The organism is Kitasatospora sp. NPDC090091 (genome assembly GCF_044747365.1).
In the GTDB taxonomy this organism is placed as follows: domain Bacteria; phylum Actinomycetota; class Actinomycetes; order Streptomycetales; family Streptomycetaceae; genus Kitasatospora.
This window is the reverse complement of the sequence record NZ_JBIVDY010000001.1, coordinates 39,131-54,461: the sequence shown is the minus strand read 5'-3', so window position 1 is coordinate 54,461 and position 15,331 is coordinate 39,131. Positions and strand designations below refer to the sequence as shown.

At 73.3% G+C, this 15,331-nt stretch carries 15 protein-coding genes; 6 read left to right on the top strand and 9 right to left on the bottom strand.

Annotated elements, in window-relative coordinates; all coding sequences use genetic code 11:
• Positions 1–3 precede the first annotated feature (3 nt).
• The 4 genes from ACIPSC_RS00250 to ACIPSC_RS00235 all read right to left on the bottom strand — a co-directional run bounded on the left by ACIPSC_RS00250 (position 4) and on the right by ACIPSC_RS00235 (position 4,660).
• Positions 4–588, bottom strand: coding sequence for a TMEM165/GDT1 family protein (locus tag ACIPSC_RS00250; RefSeq protein WP_400821864.1), 585 nt, complete (start codon positions 586–588; stop codon positions 4–6).
• A gap of 214 nt (positions 589–802) precedes the next feature.
• Positions 803–1,618, bottom strand: a complete 816-nt coding sequence (locus ACIPSC_RS00245) for an ABC transporter permease (RefSeq protein WP_400821863.1) — start codon at positions 1,616–1,618, stop codon at positions 803–805.
• Complete coding sequence (locus ACIPSC_RS00240; protein ID WP_400821861.1) at positions 1,597–3,204, bottom strand: dolichyl-phosphate-mannose--protein mannosyltransferase; 1,608 nt, start codon at positions 3,202–3,204, stop codon at positions 1,597–1,599. The genes ACIPSC_RS00245 and ACIPSC_RS00240 overlap by 22 nt, the downstream gene beginning before the upstream one ends.
• A 163-nt stretch (positions 3,205–3,367) precedes the next feature.
• On the bottom strand, positions 3,368–4,660 hold the full coding sequence (locus tag ACIPSC_RS00235; protein ID WP_400821860.1) for an MFS transporter: 1,293 nt from the start codon (positions 4,658–4,660) through the stop codon (positions 3,368–3,370).
• A gap of 156 nt (positions 4,661–4,816) precedes the next feature.
• On the opposite strand from ACIPSC_RS00235, the gene ACIPSC_RS00230 reads away from it, so the two are divergent.
• The gene (locus tag ACIPSC_RS00230; RefSeq protein WP_313763523.1) at positions 4,817–5,377 is read left to right on the top strand and encodes a MarR family transcriptional regulator; all 561 of its coding nucleotides are present in this window, start codon (positions 4,817–4,819) and stop codon (positions 5,375–5,377) included.
• Positions 5,378–5,525: 148 nt separating this feature from the next.
• Here the strand turns inward: ACIPSC_RS00230 and ACIPSC_RS00225 are convergent, their stop codons facing one another.
• The 3 genes from ACIPSC_RS00225 to ACIPSC_RS00215 all read right to left on the bottom strand — a co-directional run bounded on the left by ACIPSC_RS00225 (position 5,526) and on the right by ACIPSC_RS00215 (position 9,088).
• Positions 5,526–7,337, bottom strand: a complete 1,812-nt coding sequence (locus ACIPSC_RS00225) for a glycosyl hydrolase family 18 protein (protein ID WP_400821858.1) — start codon at positions 7,335–7,337, stop codon at positions 5,526–5,528.
• A gap of 364 nt (positions 7,338–7,701) precedes the next feature.
• On the bottom strand, positions 7,702–8,337 hold the full coding sequence (locus ACIPSC_RS00220) for an FxLYD domain-containing protein (protein WP_400821857.1): 636 nt from the start codon (positions 8,335–8,337) through the stop codon (positions 7,702–7,704).
• Positions 8,338–8,527: 190 nt separating this feature from the next.
• On the bottom strand, positions 8,528–9,088 hold the full coding sequence (locus ACIPSC_RS00215; protein WP_400821856.1) for a DoxX family protein: 561 nt from the start codon (positions 9,086–9,088) through the stop codon (positions 8,528–8,530).
• Between the two features lie 134 nt (positions 9,089–9,222).
• Between ACIPSC_RS00215 and ACIPSC_RS00210 the strand changes: the two genes are divergently transcribed.
• Positions 9,223–9,540, top strand: a complete 318-nt coding sequence (locus ACIPSC_RS00210) for a barstar family protein (RefSeq protein WP_400821855.1) — start codon at positions 9,223–9,225, stop codon at positions 9,538–9,540.
• A 22-nt stretch (positions 9,541–9,562) separates the two neighbouring features.
• Positions 9,563–10,198, top strand: a complete 636-nt coding sequence (locus ACIPSC_RS00205) for a MarC family protein (RefSeq protein WP_400821854.1) — start codon at positions 9,563–9,565, stop codon at positions 10,196–10,198.
• A gap of 37 nt (positions 10,199–10,235) precedes the next feature.
• On the opposite strand, the gene ACIPSC_RS00200 is transcribed toward ACIPSC_RS00205, so the two are convergent.
• Positions 10,236–10,670 carry an Lrp/AsnC family transcriptional regulator gene (locus ACIPSC_RS00200; protein WP_238740699.1) on the bottom strand — a complete coding sequence of 145 codons (435 nt, stop codon included), beginning with the start codon at positions 10,668–10,670 and terminating at the stop codon, positions 10,236–10,238.
• Between the two features lie 248 nt (positions 10,671–10,918).
• Between ACIPSC_RS00200 and ACIPSC_RS00195 the strand changes: the two genes are divergently transcribed.
• The 3 genes from ACIPSC_RS00195 (at position 10,919) to atpF (ending at position 13,748) form a co-directional block, all read left to right on the top strand.
• Positions 10,919–11,749 (top strand): tryptophan 2,3-dioxygenase, encoded by an 831-nt coding sequence (locus tag ACIPSC_RS00195; protein WP_400821853.1) that lies wholly within the window; start codon positions 10,919–10,921, stop codon positions 11,747–11,749.
• A 37-nt stretch (positions 11,750–11,786) separates the two neighbouring features.
• The gene (gene kynU / locus ACIPSC_RS00190) at positions 11,787–13,013 is read left to right on the top strand and encodes a kynureninase (RefSeq protein ID WP_400822466.1); all 1,227 of its coding nucleotides are present in this window, start codon (positions 11,787–11,789) and stop codon (positions 13,011–13,013) included.
• Positions 13,014–13,250: 237 nt separating this feature from the next.
• Complete coding sequence (gene atpF / locus ACIPSC_RS00185) at positions 13,251–13,748, top strand: F0F1 ATP synthase subunit B (protein ID WP_400821852.1); 498 nt, start codon at positions 13,251–13,253, stop codon at positions 13,746–13,748.
• Between the two features lie 68 nt (positions 13,749–13,816).
• On the opposite strand, the gene ACIPSC_RS00180 is transcribed toward atpF, so the two are convergent.
• Complete coding sequence (locus ACIPSC_RS00180; protein ID WP_400821851.1) at positions 13,817–15,304, bottom strand: choice-of-anchor A family protein; 1,488 nt, start codon at positions 15,302–15,304, stop codon at positions 13,817–13,819.
• Positions 15,305–15,331 lie beyond the last annotated feature (27 nt).

Sequence of the window (15,331 nt, the reverse complement as noted above, 5' to 3'; positions counted from 1 at the left end):
CCGTCAGCCGGTGACGGCGCGGAAGATGCTGACCCCGGCCATCAGGACCATCACGCCGGCGGCCACCCGGATGATCACCTTCATCGGGACGTGCTTCAGCAGCTTCTGACCGCCGAGGATCGCGATCCCGGCGACGGCGCAGAGCGCCAGCCAGGCGCCGAGGCCGACGGCGAGCGGGTCGGCGTACTTGGCGGCCAGGTTGGCGGTCATGATCTGGGTGAGGTCGCCGAACTCGGCCACCGCGACGACCACGAAGCTGGCCCCGGCCACCTTCCAGAAGCCGGCCGAGGACGGCTCCTTGGCCGCGTGCCCGTCCTCGTCCCCGCCGCCGTGGAAGAGCAGCATGGCCGCGCCGGCCAGGAAGAGCACGCCGGTGACGCCCTCCACCCAGCGCTGCGGCAGCAGCGAGAGCAGGTGGCCGGCGACCAGGGCGATACCGACCTGGAGGGCGAAGGCGGCGGCGATGCCGGCGAAGACGTGGCCGGCGCGGTACTTGGCGCCGAGCATCAGGCTGGCCAGGGCGGTCTTGTCCGGCAGTTCGGCCAGGAAGACGATGCCGAACGTGATGACGGCGACGGTCAGGCTCATGGGGAGATCGGTGTCCCTCGGTCGGGCTGCCAGGCCTCGGCAGCTCCGTCAGGGGTCGCTCCGGCCCGACAGCACTGGTCAGAAATCACAGCACTGCGGCCGAAGGTCTCGCCGGCACCGCCCCGAAAGACGCTGCCCCGGGCGCCGGGCCCCGCGCGGGGGCCAGTATGTCGACGGTCCGGTGGAGGGCTACTCCCCTTCAACGCCGTCCAGCCTACCCGATGGCACCCGGCCTCCCGCCGGTCGCCGGCCCGGCGGCCACCCGGCCCCGGGCCACCAGCTCCAGCACCACCACGATCGCCGCCGACTCCACCGCGAGCAGCGCGACCAGCACGAACAGCTGCACCGCGCCCGCCTGCACCGGGGTGGCTCCGCCGAGCAGCATGCCGACGAACGCGCCGGGCAGCGTGACCAGACCCACCGTCCGGGTCTGGTCGAGGGCCGGGACGAGCGAGGTCGCGGCCGCGGTGCGGCAGATCTCCAGCCGGGCGTCGCGTTCCTCGAAGCCGAGCGCCAGCGCCGCCTCCACCTCGCCGTGGCGCTGCCGCAGCTCGTCCAGCGCGCGCCGGCCGGCCAGCGACGTCGCGGTGAGCGCGCCGCCGATCAGGATGCCGGCGACCGGGATCACCGACAGGCCCTTCGGGGGCAGCAGCCCGACGGCCAGCAGCAGCCCGAGGACCGGGACCACCCCGGCCGCGATCGGCGCGGCGGCCCAGACCCAGGCCGGTCCCGGGGTCATCCGCCGCCCGGCAGTCCGGACCGCGACCGCGAACATCAGCAGGACGAACAGCGCCGACCACCAGAGCGAGCCGACCACCCAGGTGATCACCAGCGCGACGGCGGCCAGCTGCACCACCGCCCGCAGCCCGGCCCGCAGCACCGCGTGCCCGTGGCCGAGCAGCCCCCAGCCGGCCACCGCCACGGCGGCGGCGAGCAGGACGGCGGTGACCACCCCGAGCCCGGGGGTGACCGGCAGCAGTTGGTCGGCCGCCGACCGGGTCACGGTGGTCAGATCCAGCTGGTGAACCACATCCGGTCCTGCCAGGACGACATCGGGATCACCTCCGCCGTGTAGAGCGGGTAGAAGAACGCGAAGCAGCCCACGATCGCGAACACGATCAGCCCGGCCCCGGCCGCGCCGATCCGGCGCCGCCGCGGCGAGGAGCCCTCCGGGCCGAGCATGGCCCCGAGCATCTGGGCGACGGCGAGGCAGAGGAACGGCACCAGGACGACCATGTAGAAGGAGAAGACGGTCCGCTCCTGGTAGCGGAACCAGGGCAGGTAGACGCCGGCGACGGCGCAGAGCACCGCGCCCGAGCGCCAGTCCCGGCGGAAGAACCAGCGCCAGAGCAGGTAGGCCAGGGCGAAGCAGGCCGTCCACCAGAGCAGCGGGGTGCCGAGGCCGAGGATCTGCGCGGCGCAGCCGCCGGAGGCGGTGCACCCCTGCTGCCCGGTCGGCACCTGCTCCCAGTACATGGAGACCGGGCGGCCCTGGACCAGCCAGCTGAACGGGTTGGACTGGTAGGTGTGCGGGGTGCTCAGCCCGGTGTTGAAGTCGTACATCTGCGAGTGGTAGTGCCAGAGGCTGCGCAGCGGCGCGGGCACCCAGGTCATCGGCACCTGCGGCAGCGGGACGCCGAGGAAGCTCGCCGGGGAGAGCCCGGCTCGGTCGTCGGCCCACTGCCGGTCGTAGCCGCCGCCGGTGGCCAGCCAGCCGGCCCAGGCCCCGACGTAGACCACCAGGGCCGAGCCGGCCACCGCGAGCAGGGCGGGCGGCGCGTCCCGGCGCAGCATCGAGCGCCAGGGCCGGCGGGCGCCGGCCCAGCGGCGGCCGGACTGGTCCCACAGGACGGTGAGCAGGCCGAAGGCGACCAGCACCATGGCGCCGTTCCACTTGACCGCGGCGGCGGCGCCGATGAAGACGCCGGCGGCGATCCGCCAGGGCCGCCACCCGAGCCGGACGGTGTCGCCGCCGTGGCCGTCGCGGACGGCGGCGAGCCGGGCGCGGGTGCGGTCGCGGTCGATCAGCAGGCTGCCGAACGCGGCGAGCACGAAGAACATCTGGACGCCGTCGAGCAGGCCGATCCGGCTCATCACCAGCTGGAGGCCGTCGACCGCCATCAGCAGGGCGGCGGTGCAGCCGAGCAGGGTGGAGCCGAAGAGCCGGCGGCCGATCCGGGCGAGCATCAGCACGGTGACGGTGCCGAGCAGGGCGGTCATGAACCGCCAGCCGAAGGGGTGCAGGCCAAAGGCCCACTCGCCGAGCGAGATCACCCACTTGCCGAGCGGCGGGTGGGCGATGAACTCGGGCGCGGAGGTGAGCGGGATCTGCTGCGGGACGGCGAGGATGTCGGCGTTGGCGCTGTCCGGCCAGGTGCCCTCGTAGCCCTGCCGGAGCAGCGACCAGGCGTCCTTGGGGTAGTACGTCTCGTCGAAGACGAAGGCGTTGGGGTAGCCGAGGTTCCAGAAGCGGAGCAGTCCGGCGAAGATCGCGACCCCGATCGGCCCGAGCCAGCCGGACCGGTCGGCCGCCCGGCGCAGCAGCCCCCGCGGAGCCGGTACGGGGGCTGCGGGGGCCGGGGGTGCGGGTGGGTGCGTGAGCGCCGCTTGCGTCATTGCCTCGCCGATTCGCCTGTCTCGCCTGTGCCGGCCGGGGCCGGGCGGTCAACAGCAACCGACACTATGTGCCGGTCGGCGGGAAACCAAGCGCGACGGGCGCCGACCAGGTGACCTGGTCGGCGCCCGTCGCACGGCCGTGCGGGGACTCGCACGGCGGCCGTCACGCGGCGGTCTGCAGCTCCCGGATCGGGAGGGTGCGGACCGGGGCCGGGACCGGCGCGTTGTCCTGGGCCGCGGTGAGGTACGGCCGCAGCCGCAGCGCCAGGGCGACGACCAGCAGGGTGGAGCCGGCCATCGCCGCCAGGTAGAGCGGCCAGGTGCCGGAGCCGACCAGCAGCACGCCGACGGCCGGGCCGACCGCGATCGCGATCTGCTTCACCAGGGCGTACCCGGCGTTGTAGGTGCCGAGCAGGCGGGCCGGGGCGAGGTCGGCGACGATCGGGCCCATGGTGGGGGCGAGCAGCGACTCGCCGACCCCGAACAGGGCGTAGATCGAGACGATCGCGACCGTGGCGGCCATGGTCTCGGTCCGGATCAGGCCGGCGACCAGGGCCATCGCCCAGGCGCCGAGCCAGACCACGCCGGCCGCGGCCATCGCGGTGGTGCGGCGGCGGCGCGCGGTGATCCGCACCATGAACATCTGCAGCACCACGATGGTCAGCGCGTTGGCACCGATGGCGATGCCCAGGGTGGAGGGCGCGGTGCCGACGGTGTCGGTGGCGAAGGCCGCGACGCCGGACTCGAACTGGCCGTAGCAGGTGAAGAAGATCAGGCCGGCGAGCACGCAGAGCCGCAGCATCGCCTTGTCGGCGACCAGGGCGCGCAGGCCCTGCGGGCCGTCCGCCTGCTCCTGGACCAGGACGGGGGCGGCGTTCGGGATCCGAGCGGTGCCGGTGACCAGGGCCAGGCCCAGGAAGGTCGCGGCCTCGATGGTGAACAGCCGGGTCAGGCTGGCCGGGTCGGCGACGTCGACGATCTGGCCGCCGACCAGCGCGCCGATGCCCATCCCCAGGTTGACCAGGGTGAACTGCAGCGCGAAGGCGTGCGAGCGGGTCGCCGCGGTCGAGCAGCGGACGATCATCGTGGCCAGCGCCGGCTGGCAGGTGGTGACACCCGCACCGAACAGGAAGGACGAGACCAGCAGGGCCGGGGTGCCGGCGGCGTGGCCGAAGGCGAACGCACCGGTGGCGGCCAGCGCGGCGCCGGCCAGCAGCACCGGGCGCGGGCCGTACCGGTCGATGCCGCGGCCGGTGAGCGGGAGCACGGCGAGCGCGGCCAGCGCGAAGACGGTGAACACCATCCCCGCGGCCAGCGAGCCCAGGCCGCGCACCTGGTCCACGTACACGAACATGTACGGCATCGTGAACCCGCTGCCGAACGCGCTCAGTGCGTTCCCGATCTGGACGCGGCGCAGCGGGCCCGCCCCGCGCGTCTGCTGCCTCTGCTGCTTCACCGTGCCGGCCACCGTGCACACCCCTTCACTGTTTCACTGGACACTCTTAAGACCAGAAGATTTAAGAGCTAAAGTCTTGCGAGATATAGTCTTAGCACCAGAAGAGTGAGGAGTCAAAGGCTTAAGGGGTGCACCCCGCGTGCGACACTGGTGCGCATGACTGCAGAGAAGCCCGCGCCGGCCACCGCCCGAGAGCTGGGCATCGCCGAGCAGGTGGCCGTCTACCAGCGGGAATTCCCCACCGTGGACCCGCAGGTGGAGACCATCGTGCAGACGCTCTCCCGGGTCGCCCGGCGGATGGGCGTCGCCTACGACCGGCAGCTGACTGTGCTCGGAATCACCTCCGCCGAGTGGGAGGTGCTCAAGGCCCTGGTGGTCGCCGGCAGCCCGTACCGGCTGGGTCCGGGCGAGCTGGCCAAGCGGCTCGGGCTCACCCCGGCGGCGATGACGCACCGGATCGACCGGATGGTCGCCGAGGATCTGGTGACCCGGGAGCGCGACGAGACCAACCGGGTCCGGGTGATCATCGAGCTGACCGAGAACGGCCGCGACAAGTGGCTGGAGTCGATGCGGATGGCCGCGGTCTTCGAGGAGGAGCTGCTCCAGGACCTCGCCGGCGAGGAGCGCGCCGTCCTCTCCCATCAGCTGGCCCGGATGCTGCGGCGGATCGAGGAGTCCCAGCCGGACGCCCTCGGGCGCACCGCGGACCTGGACTGACCGGGTGCCGTCCGGCCGCGACGAGGGCGGCGGCGGGACGGCGGAGCCCGGGAACGACGACGGTCCGGCCCGCCGGGGAGCAGCTCCCCGGCGGGCCGGACTCGTACGGTGCGAGGGTCCGTCAGGCCCTCATCGGATCGGTGCCGCGTCAGCAGGGGCCGTTGTCGGTCCAGACGCCCCACTGGCCGGTGGTGGTGGGGTCCTCGCCCTTGGTCCACCACTTGTTCGTGTAGTAGTGGCCCTTCCAGGAGACCTTGGTGCCGGCGGTCGCGTAGGTGGCGGCCGCGTCCCAGGCCGGGGCCCCGGCGCAGCCGGCCGGGGTGGTCGGCGGCGTGGTCGGCGGGGTCGTCGGAGGCGTGGTGGGCGGCGTCGTGGGCGGGGTGGTCGGCGGGGTCGTCGGAGGCGTGGTGGGCGGCGTGGTCGGGGCGGCCGGGCAGCCCGCGGCGGAGCCGTTGGTGGCCTCGACCATCTTGTCGAACAGCGCGGTCTTCGTGCCCAGGTCGTACAGCGAGAAGGCGAAGGAGCCGCCGAGGCCGTTGCAGTGGGCGTAGTCCACCTTGGCCTGGATCGAGCGGGCGTCCTCACCGCTCCAGAACGTGGTGCCGTCGTAGAAGTACGTGGTCTTCGCGGTGTCGTCCCAGAACGTCTTCGCCGGGTTGTCGACGAAGCCGGCCAGCTCCTTGTACATCTGGATGCCGGGCACGCTGCCGGACATCGAGGCGCCGGCGGCCGGGCCGGTGGCGGACTGGAAGAGGCCGTTGCGGCCGTTGTTCGGAACGCCGGTCCACCCGCGGTAGTAGAACGGGATGCCCACGTTGATCTTCTTGGCGGGGAAGCCGCCCGGGATGCCGTAGTCGGCGTCGCCGGCGGTGTAGGCCTTGATCGCGGCGTCGACCGAGTACTTGCCGTGGCCCGGCGCGGCCGGGGTCATCGGGTCGTCCGGACCGGAGTAGATCGGGGCCTGGTGGTTGGTCGGGCCCTTCGCGTCCCACGCACCGTGCATGTCGTAGGTCATGATGTCCAGGAACGTCAGGTACTGGCCGATCTTGTCGGTCTCGACGTTCCGGATCTTGTCCTGGCCGGCGCCGACCGCCGCCGCGGTGGCGTAGGTCTTGCCGTCGGCCTTGCCCTGGGCGTCGAGCTGCTCGCGCAGCTCCTTCAGCAGCAGGGTGAAGTTCTGCTTGTCGTTCGGGCTGGAGAGGTTGCCGGTGTGGCCGCCGCCGCCCGGGTACTCCCAGTCGATGTCGATGCCGTCGAAGACGCCGGCCGCCGAGCCCGGGCCGCCGTAGCCGGCGTCGCTCGGCAGGTTGCCCTTGATGAACATGTCGATGCAGGACGAGACCAGGTGCTTGCGCGAGGCGTCCGTGGCGGCCGCCGCCGAGAAGTACTTGGAGTAGGTCCAACCGCCCAGCGAGATCAGGATCTTGAGGTTGGGGTTCTTCGCCTTCAGCTTCTTGAGCTGGTTGAAGTTGCCGGCGATCGGCTGGCCCCAGACGTCGCCGACGCCGTCCACCGCGATGTCCGGGCCGAAGCTCTTCTGGTAGTCCGCGAAGGCGTCGCCCGCGCCGTCGCCGGCGTTCGGGTTGTTGTCGTCCTGGTTGGCGGCCTTGGTGGCCTCGAAACAGCCCAGGTCGGTCGGGTGGATGTTGGCGAACGAGTAGATCAGGTAGTCCAGCTTCCCGGCCACGCCGGTGTCCTGGATCGTCTTGGGGTAGTACGCGTTCGCATAGATCGACCACTGGTCGAAGTAGGCCACCTTGATGCCGCCGCTGGTGGCGGGCGCGCCGGTGGAGTTGGTGACGGCCGCGTTGGCCGCGGCGCCGCCGCCGAGGGCGAGGCCCGCGCCCAGCAGCAGGGAGGCGGTGGTCCCGGCCGCGAGGGCGGCCAGGCTCTTCGGGCGCCGGCGGCGGCCGGGCTCCGGGGCCGGGCTGCCGGCCCTTTCGATGCGCGAACGGAGCATGGGTGCGTGACTCCTGGTCTGTGGGGGATTCCGTCGGCGCTGGGGGACACGTACGGGGTGGGGCCGCACGACCAGGACATGACAGAACGGGGGAGGGAATCGAGCGGGAACATGCCTTGACGGACACCGGGATATGCCGAACCGGCGCCAGCGGCGGACCGCTGACGCCGGTTCAGGGGCTCCCTGCACCTGGGCACTAAAATGGACTAGACCAACTACCCCGTCAAGGGGGGCCGGTGAGCCTTGAGCCGCCCTTAAGGTTGGCCCCCTCCCCCGGCACCCCCGCCGACCTGCGGCCCGGTACGGCGCCGGGTCCGGTACCGCGCCGGCTCAGAACCGCTCCGACCGGAACCGCGCCCCTGGTTCAGTACCGGACGGCGTTGGCCACCTGCGCCTTGACCGTGCCGGTGAGGTCGCGGTTGCTGGTCGCGGTGGCCTGGGCGCTCTGCCCGGCGGCCACGTCCGGAACGGTCACCGCCGTCGCGTCCAGCACGTTGCCGGAGCCGTCGGTGAAGTTGACCTGGATCACGTACCGGTTGGACTGCTGCCCGCTGTTCTTCACGGTGAGCGGCACCGAGGCCTTGCCGTCCGAGCCGATCGTCACCGCGCCGGTGGTGACGTCACTCTTGGCGTCCAGCCCGCCCTTGATGCTCGCGATCGCCGACGAGGCCGCCGCCTCGGCCGACGCAGCGGCGGACGCGGCTGCCGTGGAGAGCCCGCTCGCCACCGAGGAGGCCGCCGAGGCTGCGGCGGAGGCGGCCGCGGACGCCGCGGCGGAGAGACCGGACTCCACCGCGCCGGCGACCGAGGAGACGGCGCTGCTCGCCTTGCCGTCCGAGGAACAGCCCGCCAGCGCCGCGCCGCCGAGCACGGCGGCGGCCAGCACGCCGGCCACGGCGCGCCGCGGGCGGCGGACCACCGGGGCGGTCACGTCGGCGACGGTGGTGCGGGTGGGGCGGGTCGCCCCGGTCAACGACTGGCGGTCCGGCTGGCGGTCCATCGGGTCCTCGATTCTGCCCGGCGCCGGGGGTGCCCGGCACGCCTCCCGGCCCACCCTCGGGCGCCCCGGCCGGCGCCGCCAGCAGGGCGGCGCATCCGGGTGAGGCGGCCCGCGGGGCGGCGCATCGGGCCGGCCGCGGACGTGCGGGAGGCCCCGGAGCGAGCCGGGGCCTCCCGTCGCCGGGGCGGGGTCAGGACAGCCCGGAGCCCTCCTGCGACTCCGACTCCACGACGGCCCGTTCCTCCTGCAGCCGCACCACGTGCCGGCGGCGGGCCACCACGCCGCAGGCGCCGGCCGCGCTGGCGACGAAGGCCAGCACACCCACCCAGGGGCGGTCGAAGGCGTGCCCGCTCCAGTGGTCCAGCGAGTACCGTCCCGGACCGGCCAGGCCCAGCGCCAGGCCGGTCGCCCCCAGGAAGGCCGGGTACTCGTAGCCCCCGGAGGTCATGAAGAAGCCCGCCGGGGCGTGCACCGCGACGGCGCCGGCCATGGTGCCGGCCACCACCGCGCCGGCCGCCGGCGTGGCCAGCCCGGCCACCAGCAGCGCGCCGCCGCCCGCCTCGCCGAGGCCCGCCGCGAGGGCGCTCCGGCGCCCCGGATGGAAGCCCATGTGCTCCATCGCCTCGGCGGTCGCATCGAGGCCGCCGCCCCCGAACCAGCCGAACAGCTTCTGCGTGCCGTGCGCGATCAGCACCCCGCCGACGGCGCTGCGCAGGGCCAGCAGGCCCAGGTCCTTACGGTTCAGACACATGTCGAATCCTCGTTCCAGCGGAGGGTGATCCGGCTTCCATAGCAGCCGAAAGGGCGCGCCGACTCGACTCGGGACCGCCATCCGGGCGAACATCGAGTCGTCGAGGAATACCGCCGCGCCCAGGAAGCGAGCCGATGAGCGTCACCCGGCCCGAACCGCCCGTCTACGTCCTGGACGGCAGCGGGGTCACCGACCGCGCCGCCTTCTACGCCGCCCTCGGCGCCGCGCTGAACGGCCCCGGCGGCTACTACGGCTCCAACCTCGACGCCCTGGCCGACTGCCTGCACGGCGGCTTCGGCCCCACGCCCCCGTTCACCCTGGTCTGGGAGGACGCCGGGACGGCGCGGCGGCACCTGACCGGCACCGTCGTCATCGGCGAGCGGCGGCTCGACTACTTCGACGCGATCCTGGCCACCTTGCGCTCCGAGGGCGTGGCAGTCCAGCTCCGATGATCATCCCGGCCATTCTTGGCACATGTTCGTCTTCAACCTGAGCAGCGCCTTCATCGCCTTCTTCGCCGTGGTGGGACCGCCGAAGGTCCTGCTCTCCTTCGCCCGGCTGGCGGGCACCCGCACCACCCGGGAGCTGCGCCGGCTGGCGGCCTGGTCCACCGTGATCTCGGCGGTGATCGGGCTGGTGCTCAGCTACACCGCCGACGCCGTCACCTCGCTGTTCCACATCAGCGACCAGTCGCTCCAGCTGGCCGGCGGCGTGATCTTCTTCATCTACGCCGTCGCGCTGGTCCTGGGCATCCACCTCGGCGCCGGCGGCGACGAGGAGGACGAGCACCTGCGCAACCCGATGGTGGACGGCATCCGCGAACTGCTGCTGCCCTACATCGCCAGCCCGCTGGCGATCAGCGCGGTGCTGGTGGCCTCGCTCGCCAAGGACGACTGGGGCTGGCGGACCACCGTCGTGGGCGCCTACGTCTCGGTCGTGGTGATCAACTACTTCTGCGTGGCGGCGCTCGCACCGCTGATGCAGCGCACCCACCGCACCTCGCTGGAGGTGCTCTCCCGGCTCCTCGGCCTGCTGCTCGCGGCGGTCGGCGTCGAGCTCTTCATGAACGGCCTGGCCGGACTCGGCGTCTCCATCGCCGAGGGCCACTGAACGCGGGCCACTGAGCGGGCGCCGCACCCGGCGGGGTCTACGGCGCGACCACCGGGCGCCAGGGCACCGGGCTGGAGAGGATCATGGAACTGGCCGGCTGCCCGTGGGCGCCGAGCCGGTCGATCAGCGCCTCGAAGTCCGCCATCGCGGGCACCGCGACCAGCAGGATGCAGCAGGCCCCGCCGGTCACCCGGTGCAGCTGAAGCACCTCCGGCCAGGTCGCCACCTCGGGATCGCGCAGCACGCAGCGCGGCCCGTAGCACTGGAGCTGGACCAGAGCGGTGATCGGTAGCCCGGCCCGGGCGGGGTCGACGTGCGCGTGGTAGCCGGCGATCACCCCGTCGGCCTCCAGACGGCGCACCCGCTCGGCGACGGCGGGTGCGGAGAGGCTCACCCGGCGGGAGAGTTCGTTGTACGAGAGCCGGGCGTCGGCCTGCAGCTCGGCCAGCAGGCGGCGGTCGACGGCATCCATGGCGACTCCCGGAAGGTCTGGTCCGGCCGGCACCCCGGCCGGCCGTTTCGGTGCAGGTCCGCGGGCTGCGGAGGCCGTCGGAGCGGCCGTCCGGCGGCGATTTCACGATCGTAAAGCCGATCGGCCCGAAGACCTCGCGAACGACAGGTACAGGCGCGGTTGCCGTGCCCGGAACCCATTCAAGAGCAGGCCGTGACCGCCGCACAATGGGGCCCCCGCAAGGGACGGGGTCATCAGGAGGGATCGGGATGGGGCACGACTCGGTGGAGACACCCAACCTGTCGTTCGTTCGGGGCGGCGAGCCGGGTCACGGCACGCCGTACGCGCGCTACGCCCGGCTCACGGAGCTGCACAGCCTGCAGAACCCGCGCAGCAAGGTGCCGGCCGAGCTGTCGTTCATCGTCACCACCCAGGTGATGGAGCTGCTCTTCGGCCTGCTGCGGCACGAGTGGACACTGGCCCAGCAGGCGCTGCGCGAGGACGACCTGCCGGCGGCGCTGGCCGCACTGCGCCGGGGCACCCACGCCCAGGACGTCCTGGTGGAGTCCTGGGACCTGCTGGCGACCATGACGCCGCAGGAGTTCAATGCCTTCCGGTCGGTCTTCGGCGAGGCCTCGGGCTTCCAGTCCTCGGCCTTCCTGCACCTGGAGTTCCTGCTCGGCAACAAGAACGCCGCGCTGCTGCGGATGTACGACGAGGTGCCGGAGACGCGCGCCGAGCTGACCGAGGCGCTGCGCTCCGCCAGCCTGTACGACGACGCGCTGGCCCTGCTGGCCCGGCGCGGGCTCGCCGTGCCGCACGAGCCCTCCGAGCAGCGCCACCGGACCGACCCGGCGGTGGAGGCGGCCTGGCGCCGGGTCTACGCCGACCCGGACCTCGCCTCCCTCCAGCCGCTCGCCGAGGCGCTGCTGGACGTCGCCGAGCGGGTGACCCGCTGGCGCCAGCGCCACCTGGCGGCGGTCCGGCGGGCGATGGGCGCCAAGCCCGGTTCGGGCGGCTCCAGCGGCCTGAGCTGGCTGCGCAAGGCTGCCGAGCAGGACGTCTTCCCCGAGCTGTGGTCCGTCCGGGACGAGATGTGAGCGAGCTGTGAGCGAGAGAGTGGGCAAGAAGGTGGGCATGATCACGCGCGAGGAGTGCGCGGCGCTGGACGCCGTCGACCCGCTGGCGGCGTTCCGCAAGGAGTTCGCCCTGCCGGACGGTGTCGTCTACCTGGACGGGAACTCGCTCGGCGCGCTGCCGGCCCGCACCCCCGGCCGGGTGCGGCAGGTGGTCGAGGAGGAGTGGGGCCGCGAGCTGATCCGCAGCTGGAACGAGGCCGGCTGGTTCGAGCAGCCGTACCGGCTGGGCCGGCGGATCGCACCGCTGATCGGGGCCGAGCCGGAGGAGGTGGTGGTCTGCGACACCACCTCGGTCAACCTGTTCAAGGTGCTGACCGCCGCACTGCGGCTGCGCCCCGGCCGCCGGACGGTGCTCGGCGACGGCGCGGCCTTCCCCACCGACCTGTACATCGCCGAGGGCGTGACCGCGCTGTTCGAGGGCGCACGCAGCGTCCTGGTCACGCCGGAGGAGCTGGACCGGCACCTGGACGGGGACGTCGCCGTGGTCGTCCTCTCGCACGTGGACTACCGCACCGGCGAGCTGCTGGACATGCCCGGCATCACCGCCCGGGTGCAGGCCGCGGGCGCGCTGATGATCTGGGACGTCTGCCACTCGGTGGGCGCGCTCCCGGTCGGACTCGGCGCGGCCGGCGCGGACTTCGCCGTCGGCTGCACGTACAAGTACCTGAACGGCGGCCCCGGCTCGCCGGCCTTCCTCTACGTGGCCGGCCGGCACCTGGACGCCGGGCCGCAGCAGCCGCTGAGCGGCTGGTTCGGGCACGCCCGCCCGTTCGCCTTCGAGCCCGGCTACGACGCGAAGGACGGCATCGGCCGCTTCCTCACCAGCTCGCCCTCGCTGCTCGGCCAGGCCGCCCTGGAGTCCTCGCTGGACATCTGGGAGCGGGCCGACCTCACCGCGGTGCGGGCCAAGAGCCTGGCCCTGACCGACCTGTTCATCACCCTGGTGGAGGGCCTGGACGGGATCGAGGTGGCCACCCCGCGCGAGCACGCCCGGCGCGGCAGCCAGGTGGCCCTGCGGCACGCCGACGGCTACCCGGTGGTGCAGGCGCTGATCGAGCGCGGGGTGATCGGGGACTTCCGCGCCCCGGACCTCATGCGGTTCGGCTTCACCCCGCTCTACCTCTCCCGCACCGACGTCTGGGACGCCGCACAGCAGCTGGCCGAGGTGCTGGAGAGCGGCGAGTGGCGCGAGGAGCGCTTCTCCCGCCGCGGCGAGGTGACCTGAGGCACGGGCGTCTGCGAAGGCCCGGGAGGCCACCGGCCCGACGGCGGAGTGTCCGCCGTCGGGCCGGTGGCCTCCCGGCCGTTTCGCGGCTGTCTCGTGCTCGTCCTGCGGCCGCATCGTGCTCGCCTCACGGCCGCCTCCCGGTGATCTCCCCCACACCTCCCGTCCACGGCGGTTCACCGCAACGAGCCTGGGCAGCATCATCCATGACATGTCGTCAGACCATAGGAGGGATGCATGGACCTGGAACTCGGACCGCTGAAGCCCGAGCCGGTCGAACTGATCGTCGGCCTGGCCTGCTTCTTCCTGATGATCTGGCTGCTCGGGCGGAAGGTCCTGCCGCGGATCGAGCGGGTGCAGGCCGAGCGACGGGACGCCACCGAGGGGCGGCTGGAGCGCGCGGAGGAGCTCAACGCCGAGGCCGACCGGACGTACGAGGCCTACCGCAAGGTGCTGGCGGACGCCCGGCACGAGGCCGCGCTGATCCGGCAGGAGGCCGCCGAGCAGGGCGCGGCGCTCATCGCGGCCGCCCGCGAGGAGGGCCTCCGGGAGCGCGACCGGCTGGTCTCCGAGGCGCACGCGCAGATATCCGTGGACCAGGCGCTCGCCGCCGTCACGCTCCGGCACGACGTGGGCGAGCTGGCCGTCGAGCTGGCGGGGCGGGTGGTCGGCGAGTCGGTGTCGGCCGTGGCCGCCGAGCGCGCGACGGTGGCGCGCTTCTTCGACGAGCACTGAGGTACGCGCCGGACGGCCCCTCGCCCATCCTGGGCGGGGGGCCGTCCGGTGTTGCGCGCTACCGGCCCTCAGCTGTGGCGGCCGCGGCGGCGGGCGGCCAGGACGCCGAGTCCGCCGAGGGCCAGCAGGCCGGCGCCGGCCAGGCCGAGGACGACCGGGGCGTTGCCCCCACCGGTCGACGGCAGTTCAGCGCCGCCGGTCGGCGAACCGCTGGTCGGCCGGTGGCTGGTGGGGCGGTGGCTGGTCGGGTGCGTGGTCGCGCCGGTCGGCGAGGCGCTCGACGAGCCGGACCCCGTCCGGGTCGGGCTCGGGGAGGTCGGCCTGGGGGACGTCGGCTTCGGCGACGTGGTGGTCGGCTTCGGGGAGGTGGTGGTCGAGGTCGGGCTCGGACTCGACGAGGTCGGGGAGGGGGCCGGCGAGGTCGGCGACGGGCTCGGCGTCGCGGTGCAGTCCGGCAGGTCCCCGTCGAAGGGGAAGCTGTGGATCTCGTAGCCGCCGCTGCCGGTCTGGACGAGGTTGCCCGCCAGGTAGACCCGGCCGTTCACGCCGGGCATCGCGATGGTGGTGGTCGAGGCCGGGTTGCCGGCCATCACGGAGCCCTGGAACTGCGCACCGCCCAGCAGCCGCGCCGTGGTGGCGGTGGGGAAGTTCCACAGCAGCCCGGGGCGCAGCTCGGTGATCCGGTCCCCCGGCAGGCCGGTGCCGGTGTAGGTGTTGATGATCGCGTCGTCCGGGAGGACGTTGACCACCACGGTGGCGCCGTCCGGGATGCCGGTGAAGACCAGGCCGATCTGCCGGGTCGCCGAGCCGAGGTTCCGGTCGACGTTGAAGACCTGCCGCTTGCTGCGCCCGTCGCCGGCGAAGGTCGCCTCGCTGTTCGTCACGGTGACGGTGCCGGTGGCGGTCGCACGGCCGGCGCAGGTGGAGATCTCCTCGATCCGGGTCCGCAGCCCCCGGAAGGGTGCGGCGGCGTACGCGTCCTTGATCGCCTGCCCGGTGGGGTCGATGTTGACCGTGCCGGTGAGGTCGCCCGCGTGGCGAAGGTTGCCGAAGACCCGGTGCGCGGCGTCGCTGCCGCCGATGAGGATCCGGTTGCCGGACTTCACGTCCACGTCGCCGCCGACGGTGACGAAGTCGCTCCCCTCGGGCGGCACCACGCGCGAACCGACGCCCACCACACCCATGTTGAAGGCGCCACCGCCCTGGCTCCTGTCCACGGTGAGGTCGCCGAGGGTGACGATCCTGCCCTCCGCCTCGGCGGCCCGGCCGGTGACCGTGTAGTCGCCGCCGGTGAAGACGTTGATCGTGGCGTCCCGCCCGGCGAAGTCGCCGTTGTGCGGGGGCGTCGGCCAGGTGGCCGGGCAGTCGGGCCCGGTGCAGGCGCCCAGCGGCGGCGCCAGCGGAGCGGCCGAACCGGCCGTCAGCACGGCGGCCATCGGCAGTGCGGCGACCGCGGTCGCCACGCCGATCCGGACGGCGCGGCGTCGCCGGACCGCGACCGGCCCCCTGGTGGCGGTTGTCCTGTGTCCCGGCGTACCGGTGCTGCCCTGACCCATCGAAACGTCCTCCGCACCGCGAAGGGG

Bases quoted from the DNA above. Each gene is read 5' to 3' on its own strand.
- ACIPSC_RS00250 (WP_400821864.1), bottom strand. From the start codon at position 588: ATGAGCCTGACCGTCGCCGTCATCACGTTCGGCATCGTCTTCCTGGCC.
- atpF (WP_400821852.1), top strand. From the start codon at position 13,251: ATGGACCTGGAACTCGGACCGCTGAAGCCCGAGCCGGTCGAACTGATC.
- ACIPSC_RS00200 (WP_238740699.1), bottom strand. From the start codon at position 10,670: ATGGATGCCGTCGACCGCCGCCTGCTGGCCGAGCTGCAGGCCGACGCC.
- ACIPSC_RS00215 (WP_400821856.1), bottom strand. From the start codon at position 9,088: ATGTGTCTGAACCGTAAGGACCTGGGCCTGCTGGCCCTGCGCAGCGCC.
- ACIPSC_RS00210 (WP_400821855.1), top strand. From the start codon at position 9,223: ATGAGCGTCACCCGGCCCGAACCGCCCGTCTACGTCCTGGACGGCAGC.
- kynU (WP_400822466.1), top strand. From the start codon at position 11,787: ATGATCACGCGCGAGGAGTGCGCGGCGCTGGACGCCGTCGACCCGCTG.
- ACIPSC_RS00225 (WP_400821858.1), bottom strand. From the start codon at position 7,337: ATGCTCCGTTCGCGCATCGAAAGGGCCGGCAGCCCGGCCCCGGAGCCC.
- ACIPSC_RS00230 (WP_313763523.1), top strand. From the start codon at position 4,817: ATGACTGCAGAGAAGCCCGCGCCGGCCACCGCCCGAGAGCTGGGCATC.
- ACIPSC_RS00240 (WP_400821861.1), bottom strand. From the start codon at position 3,204: ATGACGCAAGCGGCGCTCACGCACCCACCCGCACCCCCGGCCCCCGCA.
- ACIPSC_RS00220 (WP_400821857.1), bottom strand. From the start codon at position 8,337: ATGGACCGCCAGCCGGACCGCCAGTCGTTGACCGGGGCGACCCGCCCC.
- ACIPSC_RS00205 (WP_400821854.1), top strand. From the start codon at position 9,563: ATGTTCGTCTTCAACCTGAGCAGCGCCTTCATCGCCTTCTTCGCCGTG.
- ACIPSC_RS00180 (WP_400821851.1), bottom strand. From the start codon at position 15,304: ATGGGTCAGGGCAGCACCGGTACGCCGGGACACAGGACAACCGCCACC.
- ACIPSC_RS00195 (WP_400821853.1), top strand. From the start codon at position 10,919: ATGGGGCACGACTCGGTGGAGACACCCAACCTGTCGTTCGTTCGGGGC.